Genomic DNA, 17,223 nt, shown 5'->3' with positions numbered 1-17,223 from the left:
TTTTTATACGAGTGAATTGGCGTTATGCAAAAATTATGCATAATGTATAAACAAGAGGGCATCATCTTGCATGGAAGAATAAATGAATGATGGTAAAGATGAATGAATAAAAAATCAAAACAGATCACGTGGTGGATTACTGGAGTTGTCGCTTTTTTAATTTTTGTACTTTTGCAAGTCCCTGCAACATGGCTGATTTCTAAATTTTATAAGAACAATCAAACCTTACAAAATGTCAGTGGAAATATTTGGCAAGGGCAAGCAGATTGGCGCAAGGGTAATTTACGTGGGTCCGTTTCGTGGAGAACACGCCCGTGGGATCTGATTTTATTACGTGTGGGTGCAAATGTTGAAGTGCATAGTGGGCAAACTCAGCTAAACGGGGTTGTCGGCTATGGTATTGGTAAAAAAATAATTATTAATCAGATGCAAGGTCAGATTGCACCAGAAACTTTAAAGAATATTGCAAATTGGCAATGGCCAGCGAATGCAATTCAAATTTCAGATATGACCCTACGTTTTAAAAAAGACACTGGATTTAGTGATGTAGATGGTCAATTGCATTGGGGGGGTGGCGAGCTTGGTTATACTTTTGGTCAGCGTCAAGACCAAATGAATATCCCGTCTTTAAATGCACAACTTAAAGATGAGGCGGGTAAACTGATTTTGGATATACAAGATCAACGTAGCCAGAAGATGGCCAATATCAGCTTAGATCCAAGCATGATGTTAGATGTGCAATTAACCCAACGCATGTTACTCAATGTGCCTTCCTATGATGGAAAGGCTGGTTTAGATACTTTTGTGATTAGTTCTAGACAACCACTCATTCAAGGTGGTTTCTAATGAATATAAAAGAACGCTTTGAAAATATTTCTTGGAAAAGAACAGAGCACCTTGCGCCTGTTGTTTTATTTCTTTTAATTTTAGCATTGTGCTGGAAACTGGCTTCGATTTTTTGGTGGGTGGTTGCACCACCACAAGTCATGCAACCAGAGCAAGTGAGTCTAGGCTCACAACAAATCCAAGTTCCTAATATTTCAAGCTTTTCATTGTTTGAGGAAGTGGGTTCTAGTGCGACTGCCGATGACAGTATTCCGATGGTCTTGCAAGGTGTAGTCGTGAGTTATCCTGCGCGTTTTTCTTCAGCAGTGATTAAAGTCAAAGAAACAGCGGATCGTTATGCGGTGGGTGATCCAATTGAGGGTACCAGTTATCAGTTATCCGAAGTATATTGGGATCATATTGTTTTAAGTCAAAATGGAAATAACAGAAAAGAGTTACGTTTTACCGGGCTGGATAGTTTGTATCAGCCTATGCCAGGGCAATCTACAGATCAAAATACCAGCCCGCCAGCAAGTAATCCTGTGCCATCGCCACAACAAAATTCAAGCCAAAATGCTTTAGGGCAGGCGATTGAAAGGATGAATGAAAATCGGGACGAATACCTAAAGAACATGGGGGTTAACGCAAGTGGCGGTCAAGGCTATGAAGTGACAGATCAGACCCCCGCAGCGCTCCGAAATAAACTGGGACTAAGATCTGGAGATCGTATTCTTTCACTCAATGGACAATCAGTAGGTCAAGGACAGAGTGATGTTCAGCTGCTAGAACAAGCAAAGCGTGATGGCAAAGTAAAAATTGAAATTAAGCGTGGTGATCAGGTGATGACCATTCAGCAAAGTTTGTAAGTGGCTAGGACTACAAATAAAATTAGGATAGATAATAAGTTATGGCTTTTTTGAATCACAATCGACCACTTTGGGCTTTAGTTGCAGCGGCACCAATGATGGTTGCGGTCAGTACAGCAGCACATGCACAGACGTGGAAAATTAACTTACGCGATGCTGATCTCACGGCTTTTATCAACGAAGTTGCAGATATTACGGGCAAAAATTTTGCAGTCGATCCCCGTGTACGTGGCAATGTCACGGTTATTTCAAATAAACCTCTAAATAAAAATGAAGTTTATGACCTATTTTTAGGGGTGCTGAATGTCAATGGTGTGGTGGCTATTCCATCGGGGAATACCATTCGCTTGGTACCAGACAGTAATGTAAAAAACTCGGGTGTACCTTATGACCCACGCAATAATGCACGTGGTGATCAGGTTGTAACACGGGTGATCTGGTTGGAAAATACCAACCCCAATGATTTGATCCCAGCATTACGTCCTTTAATGCCACAATTTGCGCATTTGGCGGCAATACAAGGCACCAATGCGTTAATTGTGTCTGATCGTGCAGCGAATATTTATCAACTTGAAACCATTATTCGCAACTTAGATGGTACTGGGCAAAATGATATTGAAGCTGTTCCTTTACAACAGAGTCAGGCTGAAGAGATCATTAAGCAATTGGATGCCATGAGTTCGACAGGCGCATCGAAAGACTTTGCTGGGGCAAGGGTTCGTATTATTGCTGATGCACGGACCAACCGTATTTTGATTAAAGGGGATACAGGTACGCGTAAACGTATCCGCAATATGATTGAAATGTTGGATGTGCCTTCTGCAGATCGTTTAGGCGGTCTTAAAGTCTTTAAATTAAAATATGCCAGTGCAAAGAATTTATCTGAAATTTTACAAGGTTTGGTTACTGGTCAGGCAGTCAATTCTAGTTCAAATAATTCTTCTAATAGTAGTTCTAACAACAGCAATAGCAACAGTTTTAATAATAACAATTCATCATCGAATACCGGCTCAAGCACTGGAAGCAGTATTTCAACACCAGCAATTAATTTAAACAGCAACTCAAATAACAATAATCAAAATAATATCACCAGTTTTAATGCCAATGGTGTGAGCATTATTGCAGATGGTGCTCAAAATGCGTTGGTGGTTAAAGCTGAGCCACAACTGATGCGCGAAATAGAGGCTGCCATCCAACAGCTCGATGTACGTCGTCAACAAGTATTGATTGAAGCGACGATTATTGAGGTTGAGGGTAATGATACTGATCAACTCGGTGTGCAATGGGCAATGGGTGATCTAAGCAGTGGTGTAGGTTTAATTAACTTTGATAAAGTGGGTACAAGTTTAGCTAAATTGGCAGCAGGCTATCTATCAGGTGGTGCAGCTGGTTTAGGTGGTGCTGTTGGTCCAGGTGCTTCTCTTGTCTTAGGAGATTATAAAGAAGGTGCAGACGGTTCACGTAGACTATATGGTGCAGTGATTCAGGCTTTAAAAGCCAATACCAAGTCAAATTTATTATCTACACCATCGATTGTCACAATGGATAATGAAGAAGCGTATATTGTCGTTGGGCAAAACGTTCCATTTGTTACAGGTTCAGTCAGTACTGGGACAGGTGGCACCGTCAATCCATATACCTCAATTGAACGTAAGGATGTGGGGGTGACCTTAAAGGTAATTCCGCATATTGGTGAGGGCGGTTCGATTCGTTTAGAGGTAGAACAAGAAGTCTCTGCAGTTGCTGAAAATAAAGGGCAGGCAACGGATTTGGTCACCAGTAAACGTTCTATCAAGACCTCTGTGCTTGCAGATCATGGTCAAACTGTGGTGTTAGGCGGCTTGATTTCAGATGATACAGCTCATACACGCCAATCTATACCATTCTTGGGTGATATCCCGGGCTTAGGCCGTTTATTTAGAGCGGAAGGCAAATCGAATGCTAAACGTAACTTATTGGTGTTTATCCACCCAACGATAATTGGTGATAATGCAGATATACGCCGTGTATCTCAACAACGTTATGATCAACTGTATAGTCTGCAATTGGCGATGGATAAAGATGGTAATTTTGCCAAACTCCCAGCCAATGTTGATGATGTTTTTCAGCAACGACTACCGTTTAGCTCGACACCAAGTTCGCAACCTAAGCTGGTACAACCACAACCGACAGCACAACCATCAAGCCAGTATCAAAAAGTGCCTACAGGTGCCAAGACAGGTGCAGTACAAGGCAATGCAGTGACTACACCCGTTGCAGAGGAACCAAATGATATCCGTAAGCAGTAGCATTGTGGGCTTCGCGTAACAAGTGCTTCTAATCGCATGCTTTATTTGATATTTAAAATAGCTTGTTAAAGTATTGTGGTGTGTTCTGTTGTGGCGTGGACAACATAAAGCTTGGTTTTACGCTGATTTAGCACTGTAGAAATGTCATGCTAAGATAGACTTGAATTAGAATGGGAAGATAATCATGACTTGGAAATTACAAGCAATTACAGGTGAGTTAGAAGGGCAGGAAGTCACGATTGACCGTGATATGCTGGTTGGACGCCATCAAGATGCAGACCTGTTATTACAAGCTGCGGAAATTTCACGTCGCCATGCCGCATTCTTATTAAAAGAAGATGCGCTTTGGGTTCAAGATCTAAAGTCATCCAATGGTACTTTTGTGAATGATATCCGTATCGATCAAGATAAACTATTGATGGACGGTGATATTGTTCAATTTGCCAGTGTTAAATTTAATGTGCTTGCACCAGTAAAACCTGTTGTTTTGCAAACTGAACAGGCAGCGCCTGAGGTTGAAGTTCAACCGGTTGTAGCTTCAGTAGAAACGCCAGTTCAACAACCTGCAGAAGCTGTGGCGACTGCTGAAATTAAACCAGCTGCCCCAGTAGAACGTACAGTGGCAGATCAGATGAATGAACAGGGCATGCCTGAGCTTTCAGAACGTGATAGCAATGTTCAAATCAATCGTGAAGGTATGCCTTCTGGTGTAGCAATCCCTAAACCTGCGCCAATTCCAGAAGGTGTGGATATTCATGCGGCTACACAGCCAAAAGTAGAGCAGGTCAAAGCACCTGAACTTGTTGCAGAAGAACATGTCGAAACTCAGAAAAATGCAAAGTTAGGTTTGGCAACACTGGTGATTTTGATCATTTTGGCAATTATTGCATGGCTATTGTTTAAATAATTTGCGAATGCGCTACACTCAAGGCATGCAATCGCATGCCTTTGTTTTTTGTATTTTGGTTTTTAAAAATTAAAACTCGATTTAGGTGTAAATCATGAATGTGGCAAAGCTAGACCAACGCGAACTGATTTTATTTGATTTGGATGGGACCTTGGTTGATTCAGCATTTGATTTATATCGTGCCATGAATTTAAGTCTAGCGCGTTTGAACTTACCCCAAGTCACTGAACAACAGGTTCGGGTTTGGATTGGTAAAGGCACCTCGTTATTTTGTGAAAGTACATTGAAGTATTTAAAAGGTGAAGTGGATCCTGTACTGCATCAACAGCTTTTGGATACATTCTTGGAAATTTACAATGCAGAACCTTGTGTTGATACCAAACCATTCTCTGGAATTTTAGAATTTTTAGAATGGGGAATTGAAAACAATAAGAAATTGATTTGTGTGACCAATAAACCAGAACAGCCCGCTCGAAAAATCTTAGAAGAATTGCAAATGGATCACTATTTTGTCGATGTAATAGGTGGTGATCGTTTTGAAGTGCGTAAACCACATCCAAAACCATTGTTGTATTGTGTTGAAACTTATCAGTCATCAACTGACAAAACCTTGATGATTGGCGATTCAAGTAATGATGTCGAGGCTGCACGCCGTGCAGAGGTTGATTGTATTGTGGTCAGCTATGGTTATAATCACGGTGAAGATATTCAACTCTGTCAGCCACAACAAGTGGTGGATGATTTAACAGAGCTTTTGGCTTAACTCCGGTATATTTAAATTGTTGCGAAAAAAGGGAAGAGGAATGAATAGCAAACGCACTTTTCGATGGCGTCACTAAGTGAAATGCAGAGACATCCATACTTAGTATTATCGAAAATAGAGAGAATTCCTGATGACAACCTTAGCGCAATTTGAACAACTAAAATCAGCGGGTTATAACCTTATCCCTGTATACCGCCAACGCTTAGCCGATACAGATACGCCATTGTCTGTATTTGCACGCTTAAAACAGCATCAACAAGCTTATCTTTTTGAATCTGTCGAAGGTGGTGAAAACTGGGCAAGATATTCAATTATTGGACTGGGTGAATCAATCGTATTTTCCTGTAATGCAGGACAGCTCACGATAAAATCGGCAGATGGCTCGATAGATACCCAGCCATGTGCAGATCCATTTCAATATATCCGTGATTTTCAAGCGCAGTTTAAAGTACCCACCCAGCAAGATTTACCCGCACTGCCTAATTTTACTGGCGGCTTGGTGGGCTACTTTGGCTATGACGCAGTACGTTATATTGAGCCACGGTTAAAGAATGTGCCTGAGGCGGATCCCGTTGGACTGCCTGACTTATGGATGATGTTGTCTAAAACCGTCATTGTGTTTGATAACTTAAAAGATACTTTGTTTTTAATCGTGCATGCAGATGTTAATGATACAGAGGCTTATGCCAAGGCTCAGCAACAGCTGGATGAGATTGAGGCATTATTGGCTATGCCAATCAGCTTGGTTGCTAAAAAACATACCGCTCCGCATTTTGAGTCACTGACTGGGCATGACAAATTCCTTGAGTCAATTGAGAAAGTTAAAGAATATATCCGTGCTGGTGATGTGATGCAGGTTGTTCCTGGGCATCGTATGGTGTCGGATTTTGATGGTGAGCCTTTACAGGTTTATCGCGCATTACGACATCTCAATCCATCACCGTATTTATTTTTGGTGCAAGGGCAGACCCTTTTAGATCAAAAGCCGTTTCATATCGTAGGTTCTTCACCGGAAATTCTTTCTCGACTCGAAAATGGGATCGCGACTGTACGTCCGCTTGCAGGTACACGTCCACGAGGAAAAACCAAAGAAGAAGATTTGGCGCTTGAAAAAGATTTGCTTTCTGATGAAAAAGAGATTGCGGAACATTTAATGCTGATTGATTTAGGCCGTAATGATGTGGGGCGTGTCTCGAAAATCGGTAAAGTGCAAGTGACTGATCAAATGGTGATCGAACGTTATTCACATGTCATGCATATTGTTTCCAATGTACAAGGTGAAGTGTTGGATGATGTCGATGCTTTGGATGTTTTTAAGGCAACTTTTCCAGCAGGCACGCTTTCAGGCGCCCCAAAGATTCGTGCAATGGAAATTATTGACGAAGTTGAACCGGTAAAACGTGGAATTTTTGGTGGTGCAGTGGGTTATTTGGGCTGGCATGGCGAAATGGACATGTCGATTGCGATCAGAACCTGTGTTATTCGTGAAAATAAGGTCTATGTACAGGCTGGCGCAGGCTTGGTTGTCGACTCAAATCCTGAATCAGAGTGGAATGAAACCCAAATAAAAGCTCGCGCAGTGATCAAAGCGGTTGAATTATCGTCAAACGGATTGATTTTATGAGTTTTTGAGGTTTTTTTTGCAAAAAACACTTGCAAGGATTCTGAGTTTTGCTAAACTGCACACCGTTCCGATACGAAACGTACGAAACACTAAGAAACGCCGGCATAGCTCAGTTGGTAGAGCAACTGACTTGTAATCAGTAGGTCCACAGTTCGAATCCGTGTGCCGGCACCATCTTAAGGTTTTGTGTTATAATGTTGAAGAACAACACTGAAAGTAAGTGTAAAGGTGAGATTCCCGAGCGGTCAAAGGGAGCAGACTGTAACTCTGCCACGAAAGTTTCGAAGGTTCGAATCCTTCTCTCACCACCATTACTTCGATAAGTGGTAATTACCAACATTAAGCGGGAGTAGCTCAGTTGGTAGAGCGGTAGCCTTCCAAGCTACATGTCGCGAGTTCGACCCTCGTCTCCCGCTCCATCGAAGATGATGCTCTTATAGCTCAGTGGTAGAGCACTCCCTTGGTAAGGGAGAGGTCTCGAGTTCAAATCTCGATAAGAGCTCCAGATACAATTTGGTAGATTATTCTACACCAGTTTCTCAAAAGCAGGCTTATTAGTCTGCTTTTCAAGTATTAGGTGTCTAGTTTTTTAGACGATTGTCGATGCTGAGTTGTTTAACTCGTGTTCGACATAAACGAGGAAGAGCAAATGGCTAAGGCTAAGTTTGAACGTAATAAGCCACACGTAAACGTGGGTACAATTGGTCACGTCGACCATGGTAAAACAACTTTAACTGCTGCAATTGCAACAATTTGTGCAAAAACTTACGGCGGTGAAGCTAAAGACTACGCAGCAATCGATTCTGCACCAGAAGAAAAAGCACGTGGTATTACAATTAATACTTCACACGTAGAATACGACTCTCCAATTCGTCACTACGCTCACGTAGACTGCCCAGGTCACGCCGATTATGTTAAAAACATGATCACTGGTGCTGCTCAGATGGATGGTGCGATCCTTGTATGTGCTGCGACTGATGGTCCAATGCCACAAACTCGTGAACACATCCTTCTTTCTCGCCAAGTAGGTGTACCTTATATTCTTGTATTCCTTAACAAGTGTGACCTTGTTGATGATGAAGAATTACTTGAATTAGTAGAAATGGAAGTTCGTGAACTTCTTTCTACTTATGACTTCCCAGGTGATGACACTCCTATCATCCGTGGTTCAGCACTTGCTGCACTTAATGGTGATGCTGGTCAATATGGCGAATCAGCTGTACTTTCACTTGTTGAAGCGCTTGACTCTTATATCCCAGAACCAGAACGTGCTATCGATAAAGCATTCTTGATGCCAATCGAAGATGTATTCTCTATTTCTGGTCGTGGTACAGTGGTAACAGGTCGTGTAGAATCTGGTATCGTTAAAGTCGGCGAAGAAGTTGAAATCGTTGGTATCAAAGATACAGTTAAAACAACTGTAACTGGCGTAGAAATGTTCCGTAAACTTCTTGATGAAGGTCGTGCGGGCGAGAACTGTGGTGTTCTTTTACGTGGTACTAAGCGTGAAGACGTACAACGTGGTCAAGTACTTGCTAAACCAGGTACAATCAAGCCGCACACTAAATTCGACGCAGAAGTATATGTACTTTCTAAAGAAGAAGGTGGTCGTCATACTCCGTTCCTTAACGGTTACCGTCCACAGTTCTACTTCCGTACAACTGACGTAACTGGCGCAATCCAATTACAAGACGGCGTTGAAATGGTTATGCCAGGTGACAACGTTGAAATGTCAGTAGAACTAATTCACCCAATCGCAATGGACCCAGGTCTACGTTTTGCGATCCGTGAAGGTGGTCGTACAGTTGGTGCTGGTGTAGTTGCTAAAGTAACTGCATAACCGCTAATATGTTTGTTCTAACCGAGAGTTTAGGCTCTCGGTTTGTTTATAGGTCAGTAGTTCAATTGGTAGAGCGTCGGTCTCCAAAACCGAATGTTGGGGGTTCGAGTCCCTCCTGACCTGCCATTTTTTAAATAAAAAACTTGATGTCGGCTAAACTGGTCATATAATAAGTCGCGAAACCTACGACGAGTACAAAAATGTCGAATGATAAATCACGTGACGCAATGGGCGGCGCGGCAATTCCTCAAAGCAACAATTCTGCTGAAATGGTGAAGACAAGTTCTCCATTTGATTTTATTTTGTGGATCATAGCATTGGCTTTATTTGGCGGTGCGTTGATGACAAATCAATATCTTCCAGCGTATTGGGCACCTGCAAATAGTGTCTGGGTGCGTATTGGGGTAATTTTAGCTTGTATCATCGTAGCTTTAGGTTTATTATACGCCACCCATCAAGGCAAAGGCTTTGTTCGTTTGCTTAAAGACTCTCGTATCGAATTGCGTCGAGTTACATGGCCTACGAAACATGAAACAGTAACCACTTCATGGCAAGTTCTCCTCGTTGTTGTAGTTGCCGCAATTATTTTGTGGTGTTTTGACTATATCATCGGTTGGTTTATGAAGTTTATTATCGGGTAAGAGAGCTATGAAACGTTGGTACATTATTCATGCCTATTCAGGTTATGAAAAACAAGTGATGCGTTCACTTAATGATCGAATCCAGCGTAGCGCTGTTGCTGATAGTTTTGGTGAAGTCCTTGTTCCTACCGAAGAAGTGGTAGAGATGAAGGATGGTAAGAAACGTAAATCAGAGCGTAAATTCTTTCCTGGCTATGTGTTAGTCGAAATGGAAATGAATGATGAAACTTGGCACATTGTTAAAGAATGTCCAAAAGTATTAGGTTTCATCGGTGGTACAGCTGAAAAGCCAGCACCAATTACGCAAAAAGAAGCTGATGCGATTCTTGCACGTGTACACAATAAAGGTGAAGCACCTCGTCCTAAGACGATGTTTGAGCCGGGTGAAGAATTACTTGTTACTGACGGTCCATTCACAGACTTTAAAGGTGTGGTGGAAGAAGTTCAGTACGAAAAATCACGTTTAACGTTGACGATTAATGTATTTAATCGACCAACTCAAGTTGAATTGGAATTTCGCCAAGTCGAAAAAACAATTTAATTTGCACTGTTTGAAAGCGCCCGATTTGTTATGGATCGGGCATTGTTGTTGTAACGGTATCGTTACTTGAAATGTTGGGGAGCTCTAAAAGGCGTTTGTACCCAGAGGTAATTTGAAATGGCTAAGAAGATTGACGGCTATATCAAGCTGCAAGTTCCAGCTGGTAAAGCGAATCCATCTCCACCGATTGGTCCTGCACTAGGTCAACGTGGTGTTAACATCATGGCATTCTGTAAAGAATTCAATGCTGCTACACAAAAAGTTGAACAAGGTCTTCCAATTCCTGTAGTGATCACTGTGTACAACGATAAGTCGTTCACATTCATCATGAAAACTCCACCTGCTGCGATTCTTCTTAAGAAAGCTGCTGGTATCCAAAAGGGTTCTGCTGTACCAAACAAAACTAAAGTTGGTAAGTTGACTCGCGCTCAGTTAGAAGAAATTGCGACTACTAAAGAACCAGATTTAACTGGTGCTGATTTAGACGCACGTGTACGTACCATTGCTGGTTCTGCGCGTTCTATGGGCTTGGAAGTGGAGCTATAAGACATGGCAAAGTTAACTAAACGTCAAAAAGCCATTGCTGCAGCTATTGAAGCAAACAAAGTTTATACTTTGGAAGAAGCAGTACAAGTTCTTAGCAGCCTACCTGCTGCAAAATTCAAAGAATCTTTGGATGTTGCGGTAAACCTAGGTGTTGATCCTCGTAAATCTGACCAAGTTGTTCGTGGCGCGACTACACTTCCTGCAGGTACTGGTAAAACTGTACGTGTTGCTGTGTTTGCTCAAGGCGCTGCTGCTGAAGCTGCTAAAGCTGAAGGCGCGGACATCGTTGGTTTTGATGATCTTGCTGAAAGCATTCAAGCGGGTAACTTAGACTTCGACGTTGTGATTGCTGCTCCAGATGCAATGCGTGTTGTTGGTAAGTTAGGTACGATCCTTGGTCCACGTGGCTTAATGCCAAACCCTAAAGTGGGTACTGTAACTCCTGACGTAGCAACTGCAGTTAAAAATGCAAAAGCTGGTCAAGCACGTTACCGTGTAGACAAAGCGGGTATCATCCACGCTGCGATCGGTCAAGTAGGTTTCACTGCTGAAGCTGTTCGTTCAAACGTTGAAGCGCTTATTGCTGACCTTAAGAAAGCAAAACCTGCGACTTCTAAAGGTATCTACATCCAAAAGATCACTTTGAGCTCAACTATGGGTCCTGGTCTTGTTGTTGATGTACAAAACGTTTCTAAATAATTATTTTTCAATAATTATATTGCGATAAAAGAATTTTAAAGTCCTGAGTGAAATTTGAAGTGTTACTTCAAATTTTACGCAAGAAAGAGTGATGGCTTCTATTGAGGTTGAGCTTTTCTTCTTGTGGATTGATAAAGCATGGCTTTGTTGATCATCAGGCGGACTTTGAATTGATAGATGTAAATTTATCAGCGTCAAAGACCTCAGGCGAGGGGAGTCTTCGGATTCGCTTCTTAAAATACCAGTCTGAGTAGACGCGGTGGTGTGATTGATTCCTCCTCCGCGTGTAAGTCAAGAGATTGATTTACGAATTGGGAGTGCAGTCCGTGGATTGCATAAATCACCGTTAGGAGGTTTTACAATGGCTCTTCTTATCGAAGACAAAAAACAGATCGTTGCGGAAGTAAATGAAGTTGCTTCTACCGCGTTTGCTGCTGTTGTTGCTGACTATCAAGGTTTAACAGTTGAACAATTGACTACACTTCGTGTTGAAGCTCGTAAGTTAGGTGTTAAGACACGTATCGTGCGTAACACTTTGGCTAAACGTGCTTTCGAAGGTACTCAATTTGATATCTTAGACGAAAACCTTGTTGGTCCAACTATTCTAGCTTTTTCAACTTCTGAAGATGACATGGGCGCAGCTGCTCGCTTGTTTGAAGAATTTGCTAAAACTAACAAAGCATTTGAACTTAAAGCTGCTGCATTTGACGGCAAACTTTATCAAGGTGCTGACGTTAGCGTTATCGCGAATCTTCCGAACCAAGAAAAAGCACTTACTATGCTTGCCAATGTTCTTCAAGCTCCTATTTCGAAATTGGGTCGCCTTATTACAGCGCTCAAAGAGAAAAACGAGTCAGAAGCTGCATAAGCTTAATAAATTTCACACACCATTCAATATCCATTTGGAGTTATTCTCATGGCTTTAACTAACGAAGAAATCTTAAACGCAGTTGCTGAAAAAACTGTTCTTGAACTTGTTGAACTTATCTCTGCTTTCGAAGAGAAATTCAACGTATCAGCTGCTGCTGTAGCTGTAGCTGCAGGTCCTGCTGCTGCTGTTGCTGAAGAGCAATCAGAATTCAATGTTGAATTGACTTCTTTCGGTGCTAACAAAGTTGCTGTAATTAAAGCAGTACGTGAAGTTACTGGTCTTGGCTTGAAAGAAGCTAAAGACTTAGTAGAAGGCGCTCCTTCAAATCTTAAAGAAGGCGTTTCTAAAGAAGAAGCTGAAGAACTTAAGAAAAAACTTGAAGAAACTGGTGCTACAGTTACTGTTAAGTAATTTCGCTAGGGGTCGAATTTTAATTTGACCCCAAAAATTGGCTGATGGCTCTTGGGTCATCAGCCTTTTTGCGTTACAATAATCGGCTCGATTTTAGATTGATTGGTAGAAAAACCATCAATTTTAAAAATAAATAAACACAATCAAACGCTTAGCAATATTTTTCCATTTTAAAAATATTGCTAAGCGTTTTGTACCACTGAAATTTGCAGCATTTGTATAAAAGTGGTGGTCATATCGACCTGCGTAATTCCTTCTAAGTTCGTTCTGCAGGCGGACTTAGTTTACTTTCCGAGGACTCCAGATGGCATACTCATATACCGAAAAGAAACGGATCCGTAAGAATTTTGGTAAATTGCCCCAAGTCATGCATGCTCCGTACCTGCTCTCGATTCAAGTCGACTCGTACAGAACATTCTTGCAAGACGGCAAAACACCAAAAAATCGCGAAGATATCGGTCTCCAAGCTGCATTTCGTTCAGTTTTTCCTATTGAAAGTTATTCGGGCAATGCTGCTTTAGAATTCGTTGAGTATAGTCTTGGTAAACCAGAGTTTGATGTTCGCGAATGTATTCTTCGTGGCTCAACCTTTGCGGCACCAATGCGCGTTAAAATTCGTTTGATCATCAAAGATCGTGAAACGAAATCTATTAAAGACGTACGTGAACAAGAAGTGTACATGGGTGAAATGCCACTCATGACTGAGAATGGTACCTTTGTCATCAATGGTACTGAGCGTGTAATCGTATCTCAATTACACCGTTCACCAGGCGTATTCTTTGACCATGATAAAGGTAAAACGCATTCAAGCGGTAAAGTGCTTTATTCAGCACGTATTATTCCTTATCGTGGTTCATGGTTAGATTTTGAGTTTGATGCTAAAGATTTAGTCTTTGTACGTATTGACCGTCGTCGTAAATTGCTTGCGACTGTTGTGTTACGTGCATTGAGCTATAGCAATGAACAAATTCTGAATATGTTCTACGAAAAAGTACCTGTATATCTTGATATGGGTAGCTATCAGATTGACCTTGTGCCTGAACGTCTTCGTGGTGAAATGGCTCAATTTGATATCGTGGACAATGATGGTAAAGCCATTGTTGAACAAGGTAAACGTATTAATGCTCGCCATGTACGTCAAATGGAAGCTGCTGGTTTAACTAAACTTCCAGTTCCAGATGAATATTTGTATGAGCGTATTACTGCTGAAGATATCGTACTTAAAGACGGTGAAGTAATTACTGCTAACACTGTATTAAGTCATGAGATTTTGGTCAGAATTGCTGAAGGTGGTATTAAACAATTTAATATCCTGTTCACCAATGACATCGATCGTGGTTCTTTTGTTGCTGACACCTTACGTGCAGATACAACATCTGGTCGTGAAGAAGCACTTGTAGAAATCTACAAAGTGATGCGTCCAGGTGAGCCACCAACGAAAGAAGCGGCTGAAAACTTATTCAATAACTTATTCTTCTCTACAGAGCGTTATGATTTATCGCCTGTGGGTCGTATGAAGTTTAACCGTCGTTTGGGTCGTCCTTACGAAGTAGGTACAGATCAGAAGTCTCGTGAAGTAGAAGGTATTCTTTCTAACGATGACATCATTGATGTACTGAAAACATTGGTAGAAATTCGTAACGGTAAAGGTGAAGTCGACGATATCGATCACTTGGGTAACCGTCGCGTACGTTCTGTTGGTGAAATGACAGAAAACCAATTCCGTGTTGGTTTAGTTCGTGTTGAACGTGCTGTTAAAGAGCGTTTAAACCAAGCTGAAACAGATAACTTGTCTCCACAAGATTTGATCAATGCGAAACCAGTTGCTGCTGCAATCAAAGAATTCTTTGGTTCAAGCCAATTGTCACAGTTTATGGATCAAAACAACCCATTGTCAGAAATTACACACAAACGTCGTGTATCTGCGCTTGGGCCTGGTGGTTTGACACGTGAACGTGCGGGCTTTGAAGTACGTGACGTACATCAAACTCACTATGGTCGTGTATGTCCAATTGAAACACCTGAAGGACCAAACATTGGTTTGATCAACTCGCTTTCTGTTTATGCAAAAGCGAACAACTTCGGTTTCTTGGAAACACCATACCGTCGCGTTGTTGATGGTCGTGTAACAGATGATGTTGAATATTTATCTGCAATTGAAGAAGTAGGTACTGTTATTGCACAGGCCGATTCTGCATTGGATAAAGATGGACATTTAACAGAAGACTTCGTTTCAGTACGTCACCAAGGTGACTTCGTTCGTATGCCACCTGAAAAAGTGACGCATATGGATGTATCTGCTCAACAGGTTGTATCTGTCGCGGCATCACTTATTCCATTCCTTGAACACGATGATGCCAACCGTGCATTGATGGGTTCAAACATGCAACGTCAGGCTGTTCCTACATTGCTTGCTGATAAACCACTTGTGGGTACCGGCATGGAAGCAAACGTAGCGCACGACTCTGGTGTATGTGTGATCGCGAAACGTGGCGGACGCATTGAGTTTGTAGATGCATCACGTGTAGTTATTCGTGTCAACGAAGATGAAATGATCGCGGGTGAAGCAGGTGTAGATATCTACAACTTGATCAAATACACGCGTTCAAACCAAAACACATGTATTAACCAAAAAGTGCTTGTGAGCATGGGCGATAAAGTCGGCCGTGGTGACGTTCTTGCTGATGGTCCATCAACTGATGGTGGTGAATTAGCATTGGGTCAGAACATGCGTGTCGCGTTCATGACTTGGAACGGTTATAACTACGAAGACTCGATTTTATTATCTGAACGTGTTCTTCAAGAAGATCGTTTAACGTCAATTCATATTCAAGAATTATCATGTGTTGCACGTGATACGAAGTTAGGTGCGGAAGAAATCACTGCCGATATTCCTAACGTAGGTGAAGCAGCGTTATCTAAACTTGATGAATCAGGTATTGTTTATATCGGTGCTGAAGTTGCAGCGGGTGATATTCTTGTTGGTAAAGTGACGCCTAAAGGTGAAACACAATTAACCCCTGAAGAAAAATTACTTCGTGCAATCTTTGGTGAGAAAGCGGCAGACGTTAAAGATTCATCTTTACGTGTTTCTTCAAGCGTTAAAGGTACAGTCATCGACGTTCAAGTGTTTACACGTGACGGTATCGAGAAAGATGAACGTGCTCAAGCGATTGAGAAAGCGCAACTTGATGCTTATCGTAAAGACTTGAAAGAAGAATTCAAAATCTTCGAAGAAGCTGCTCGTGAACGTATTATCCGTTTGTTAAAAGGCCAAGAGTCGAATGGCGGCGGTACGACCAAGCGCGGTGATAAGCTATCTGAAGATGTATTGTCTGGTTTAGAGCTTGTTGATCTTTTAGAAGTTCAACCAACAGACGAAGGCATCGCTGAACGCTTAACTCAAATTCAAGTGTTCTTGAAAGAGAAGAGCTACGAGATTGATGAGAAATTTGCTGAGAAAAAACGCAAACTTTCTACAGGTGATGAGCTTACAACAGGTGTCTTGAAAGTTGTTAAAGTTTACTTAGCTGTAAAACGTCGTATCCAGCCTGGTGATAAAATGGCGGGTCGTCACGGTAACAAAGGTGTTGTATCAAACATCTTGCCTGTTGAAGACATGCCGCATGACATCCATGGTGTTCCAGTTGATGTCGTACTTAACCCATTGGGTGTACCATCACGTATGAACGTGGGTCAGATTCTTGAAACTCACTTAGGTATGGCTGCAAAAGGTCTTGGCGATAAGATCGACAAGATGATGAAAGAGCAACGTACCGTTCTTGAGCTTCGTGATTTCTTAGACAAGATTTATAACAAAGTTGGTGGCGAGCAAGAAGATCTTGATAGCTTAACTGATGAAGAAATCTTGGTGTTATCAGGTAACTTGCGTAAAGGTGTTCCTTTAGCTACGCCAGTATTTGATGGTGCAGAAGAAAGTCAGATCAAAGAGTTACTTGAGCTTGGTGGTATCTCACGTACAGGTCAAACAGTATTGTATGACGGACGTACAGGTGAGCGTTTTGACCGCCCAGTAACTGTTGGTTATATGTACATGCTCAAGTTGAACCATTTGGTTGATGACAAGATGCATGCACGTTCTACTGGTTCTTATTCACTTGTAACTCAACAACCGCTTGGTGGTAAAGCACAATTCGGTGGTCAGCGTTTCGGTGAGATGGAAGTCTGGGCACTAGAAGCTTATGGTGCTGCTTATACACTTCAAGAAATGCTTACTGTGAAGTCGGATGACGTTGAAGGTCGTACTCGCATCTATAAGAACATTGTAGATGGTAACCATTATATGGATCCGGGTATGCCTGAATCGTTTAACGTATTGACCAAAGAGATCCGTTCTTTAGGTATCAACATTGAACTGAAAAATGGTGACTAAACTTCACC

At 41.7% G+C, this 17,223-nt stretch carries 14 protein-coding genes and 5 tRNA genes; all 19 read left to right on the top strand.

Annotated elements, in window-relative coordinates; all coding sequences use genetic code 11:
* The first annotated feature begins 102 nt into the window (after positions 1 to 102).
* The 19 genes from gspN (at position 103) to rpoB (ending at position 17,215) form a co-directional block, all read left to right on the top strand.
* Entirely contained in the window at positions 103 to 846 is a 744-nt protein-coding gene (gene gspN, locus CQZ96_RS12480; protein WP_105713864.1) for a type II secretion system protein N, read from the top strand.
* The gene (locus CQZ96_RS12475; RefSeq protein ID WP_105713863.1) at positions 846 to 1,691 is read left to right on the top strand and encodes a type II secretion system protein N; all 846 of its coding nucleotides are present in this window, start codon (positions 846 to 848) and stop codon (positions 1,689 to 1,691) included. The genes gspN and CQZ96_RS12475 overlap by 1 nt, the downstream gene beginning before the upstream one ends.
* Before the next feature lie 41 nt (positions 1,692 to 1,732).
* Entirely contained in the window at positions 1,733 to 3,979 is a 2,247-nt protein-coding gene (gspD, locus tag CQZ96_RS12470) for a type II secretion system secretin GspD (protein WP_105713862.1), read from the top strand.
* 184 nt (positions 3,980 to 4,163) lie between these two features.
* Entirely contained in the window at positions 4,164 to 4,886 is a 723-nt protein-coding gene (locus CQZ96_RS12465; protein WP_105713861.1) for an FHA domain-containing protein, read from the top strand.
* A 94-nt stretch (positions 4,887 to 4,980) separates the two neighbouring features.
* Positions 4,981 to 5,649, top strand: coding sequence for an HAD-IA family hydrolase (locus CQZ96_RS12460; protein WP_004718496.1), 669 nt, complete (start codon positions 4,981 to 4,983; stop codon positions 5,647 to 5,649).
* A gap of 130 nt (positions 5,650 to 5,779) precedes the next feature.
* Positions 5,780 to 7,273 carry an anthranilate synthase component I gene (gene trpE, locus CQZ96_RS12455; RefSeq protein ID WP_105713860.1) on the top strand — a complete coding sequence of 498 codons (1,494 nt, stop codon included), beginning with the start codon at positions 5,780 to 5,782 and terminating at the stop codon, positions 7,271 to 7,273.
* 98 nt (positions 7,274 to 7,371) lie between these two features.
* Positions 7,372 to 7,447, top strand: a tRNA-Thr gene (locus CQZ96_RS12450).
* A gap of 53 nt (positions 7,448 to 7,500) precedes the next feature.
* Positions 7,501 to 7,584 (top strand) — tRNA-Tyr (locus CQZ96_RS12445).
* A 32-nt stretch (positions 7,585 to 7,616) separates the two neighbouring features.
* A tRNA-Gly gene (locus CQZ96_RS12440) sits at positions 7,617 to 7,692 on the top strand.
* A gap of 11 nt (positions 7,693 to 7,703) precedes the next feature.
* Positions 7,704 to 7,778, top strand: a tRNA-Thr gene (locus tag CQZ96_RS12435).
* Between the two features lie 144 nt (positions 7,779 to 7,922).
* The gene (tuf, locus tag CQZ96_RS12430; protein WP_004723653.1) at positions 7,923 to 9,113 is read left to right on the top strand and encodes an elongation factor Tu; all 1,191 of its coding nucleotides are present in this window, start codon (positions 7,923 to 7,925) and stop codon (positions 9,111 to 9,113) included.
* 50 nt (positions 9,114 to 9,163) lie between these two features.
* Positions 9,164 to 9,239: transfer RNA gene (locus CQZ96_RS12425), tRNA-Trp, on the top strand.
* Positions 9,240 to 9,313: 74 nt separating this feature from the next.
* Positions 9,314 to 9,754, top strand: coding sequence for a preprotein translocase subunit SecE (gene secE, locus CQZ96_RS12420; RefSeq protein ID WP_004718489.1), 441 nt, complete (start codon positions 9,314 to 9,316; stop codon positions 9,752 to 9,754).
* 7 nt (positions 9,755 to 9,761) lie between these two features.
* Complete coding sequence (gene nusG, locus CQZ96_RS12415) at positions 9,762 to 10,295, top strand: transcription termination/antitermination protein NusG (protein ID WP_004718486.1); 534 nt, start codon at positions 9,762 to 9,764, stop codon at positions 10,293 to 10,295.
* Positions 10,296 to 10,412: 117 nt separating this feature from the next.
* Positions 10,413 to 10,841 carry a 50S ribosomal protein L11 gene (gene rplK, locus CQZ96_RS12410; RefSeq protein ID WP_004718484.1) on the top strand — a complete coding sequence of 143 codons (429 nt, stop codon included), beginning with the start codon at positions 10,413 to 10,415 and terminating at the stop codon, positions 10,839 to 10,841.
* Between the two features lie 3 nt (positions 10,842 to 10,844).
* The gene (gene rplA / locus CQZ96_RS12405) at positions 10,845 to 11,540 is read left to right on the top strand and encodes a 50S ribosomal protein L1 (RefSeq protein WP_004718482.1); all 696 of its coding nucleotides are present in this window, start codon (positions 10,845 to 10,847) and stop codon (positions 11,538 to 11,540) included.
* A gap of 361 nt (positions 11,541 to 11,901) precedes the next feature.
* On the top strand, positions 11,902 to 12,408 hold the full coding sequence (rplJ, locus tag CQZ96_RS12400; RefSeq protein WP_004718479.1) for a 50S ribosomal protein L10: 507 nt from the start codon (positions 11,902 to 11,904) through the stop codon (positions 12,406 to 12,408).
* A 48-nt stretch (positions 12,409 to 12,456) separates the two neighbouring features.
* Positions 12,457 to 12,822: a 50S ribosomal protein L7/L12 gene (rplL, locus tag CQZ96_RS12395; RefSeq protein ID WP_004718477.1), complete on the top strand. Its 366-nt coding sequence runs from the start codon at positions 12,457 to 12,459 to the stop codon at positions 12,820 to 12,822.
* Positions 12,823 to 13,126: 304 nt separating this feature from the next.
* Positions 13,127 to 17,215 carry a DNA-directed RNA polymerase subunit beta gene (rpoB, locus tag CQZ96_RS12390; RefSeq protein ID WP_004718475.1) on the top strand — a complete coding sequence of 1,363 codons (4,089 nt, stop codon included), beginning with the start codon at positions 13,127 to 13,129 and terminating at the stop codon, positions 17,213 to 17,215.
* Positions 17,216 to 17,223 lie beyond the last annotated feature (8 nt).

The organism is Acinetobacter sp. MYb10, assembly GCF_002980175.2.
GTDB lineage: Bacteria > Pseudomonadota > Gammaproteobacteria > Pseudomonadales > Moraxellaceae > Acinetobacter > Acinetobacter guillouiae.
The sequence above is the reverse complement of the archived record's forward strand: the minus strand, read 5'-3'. Positions and strand labels throughout refer to the sequence as shown.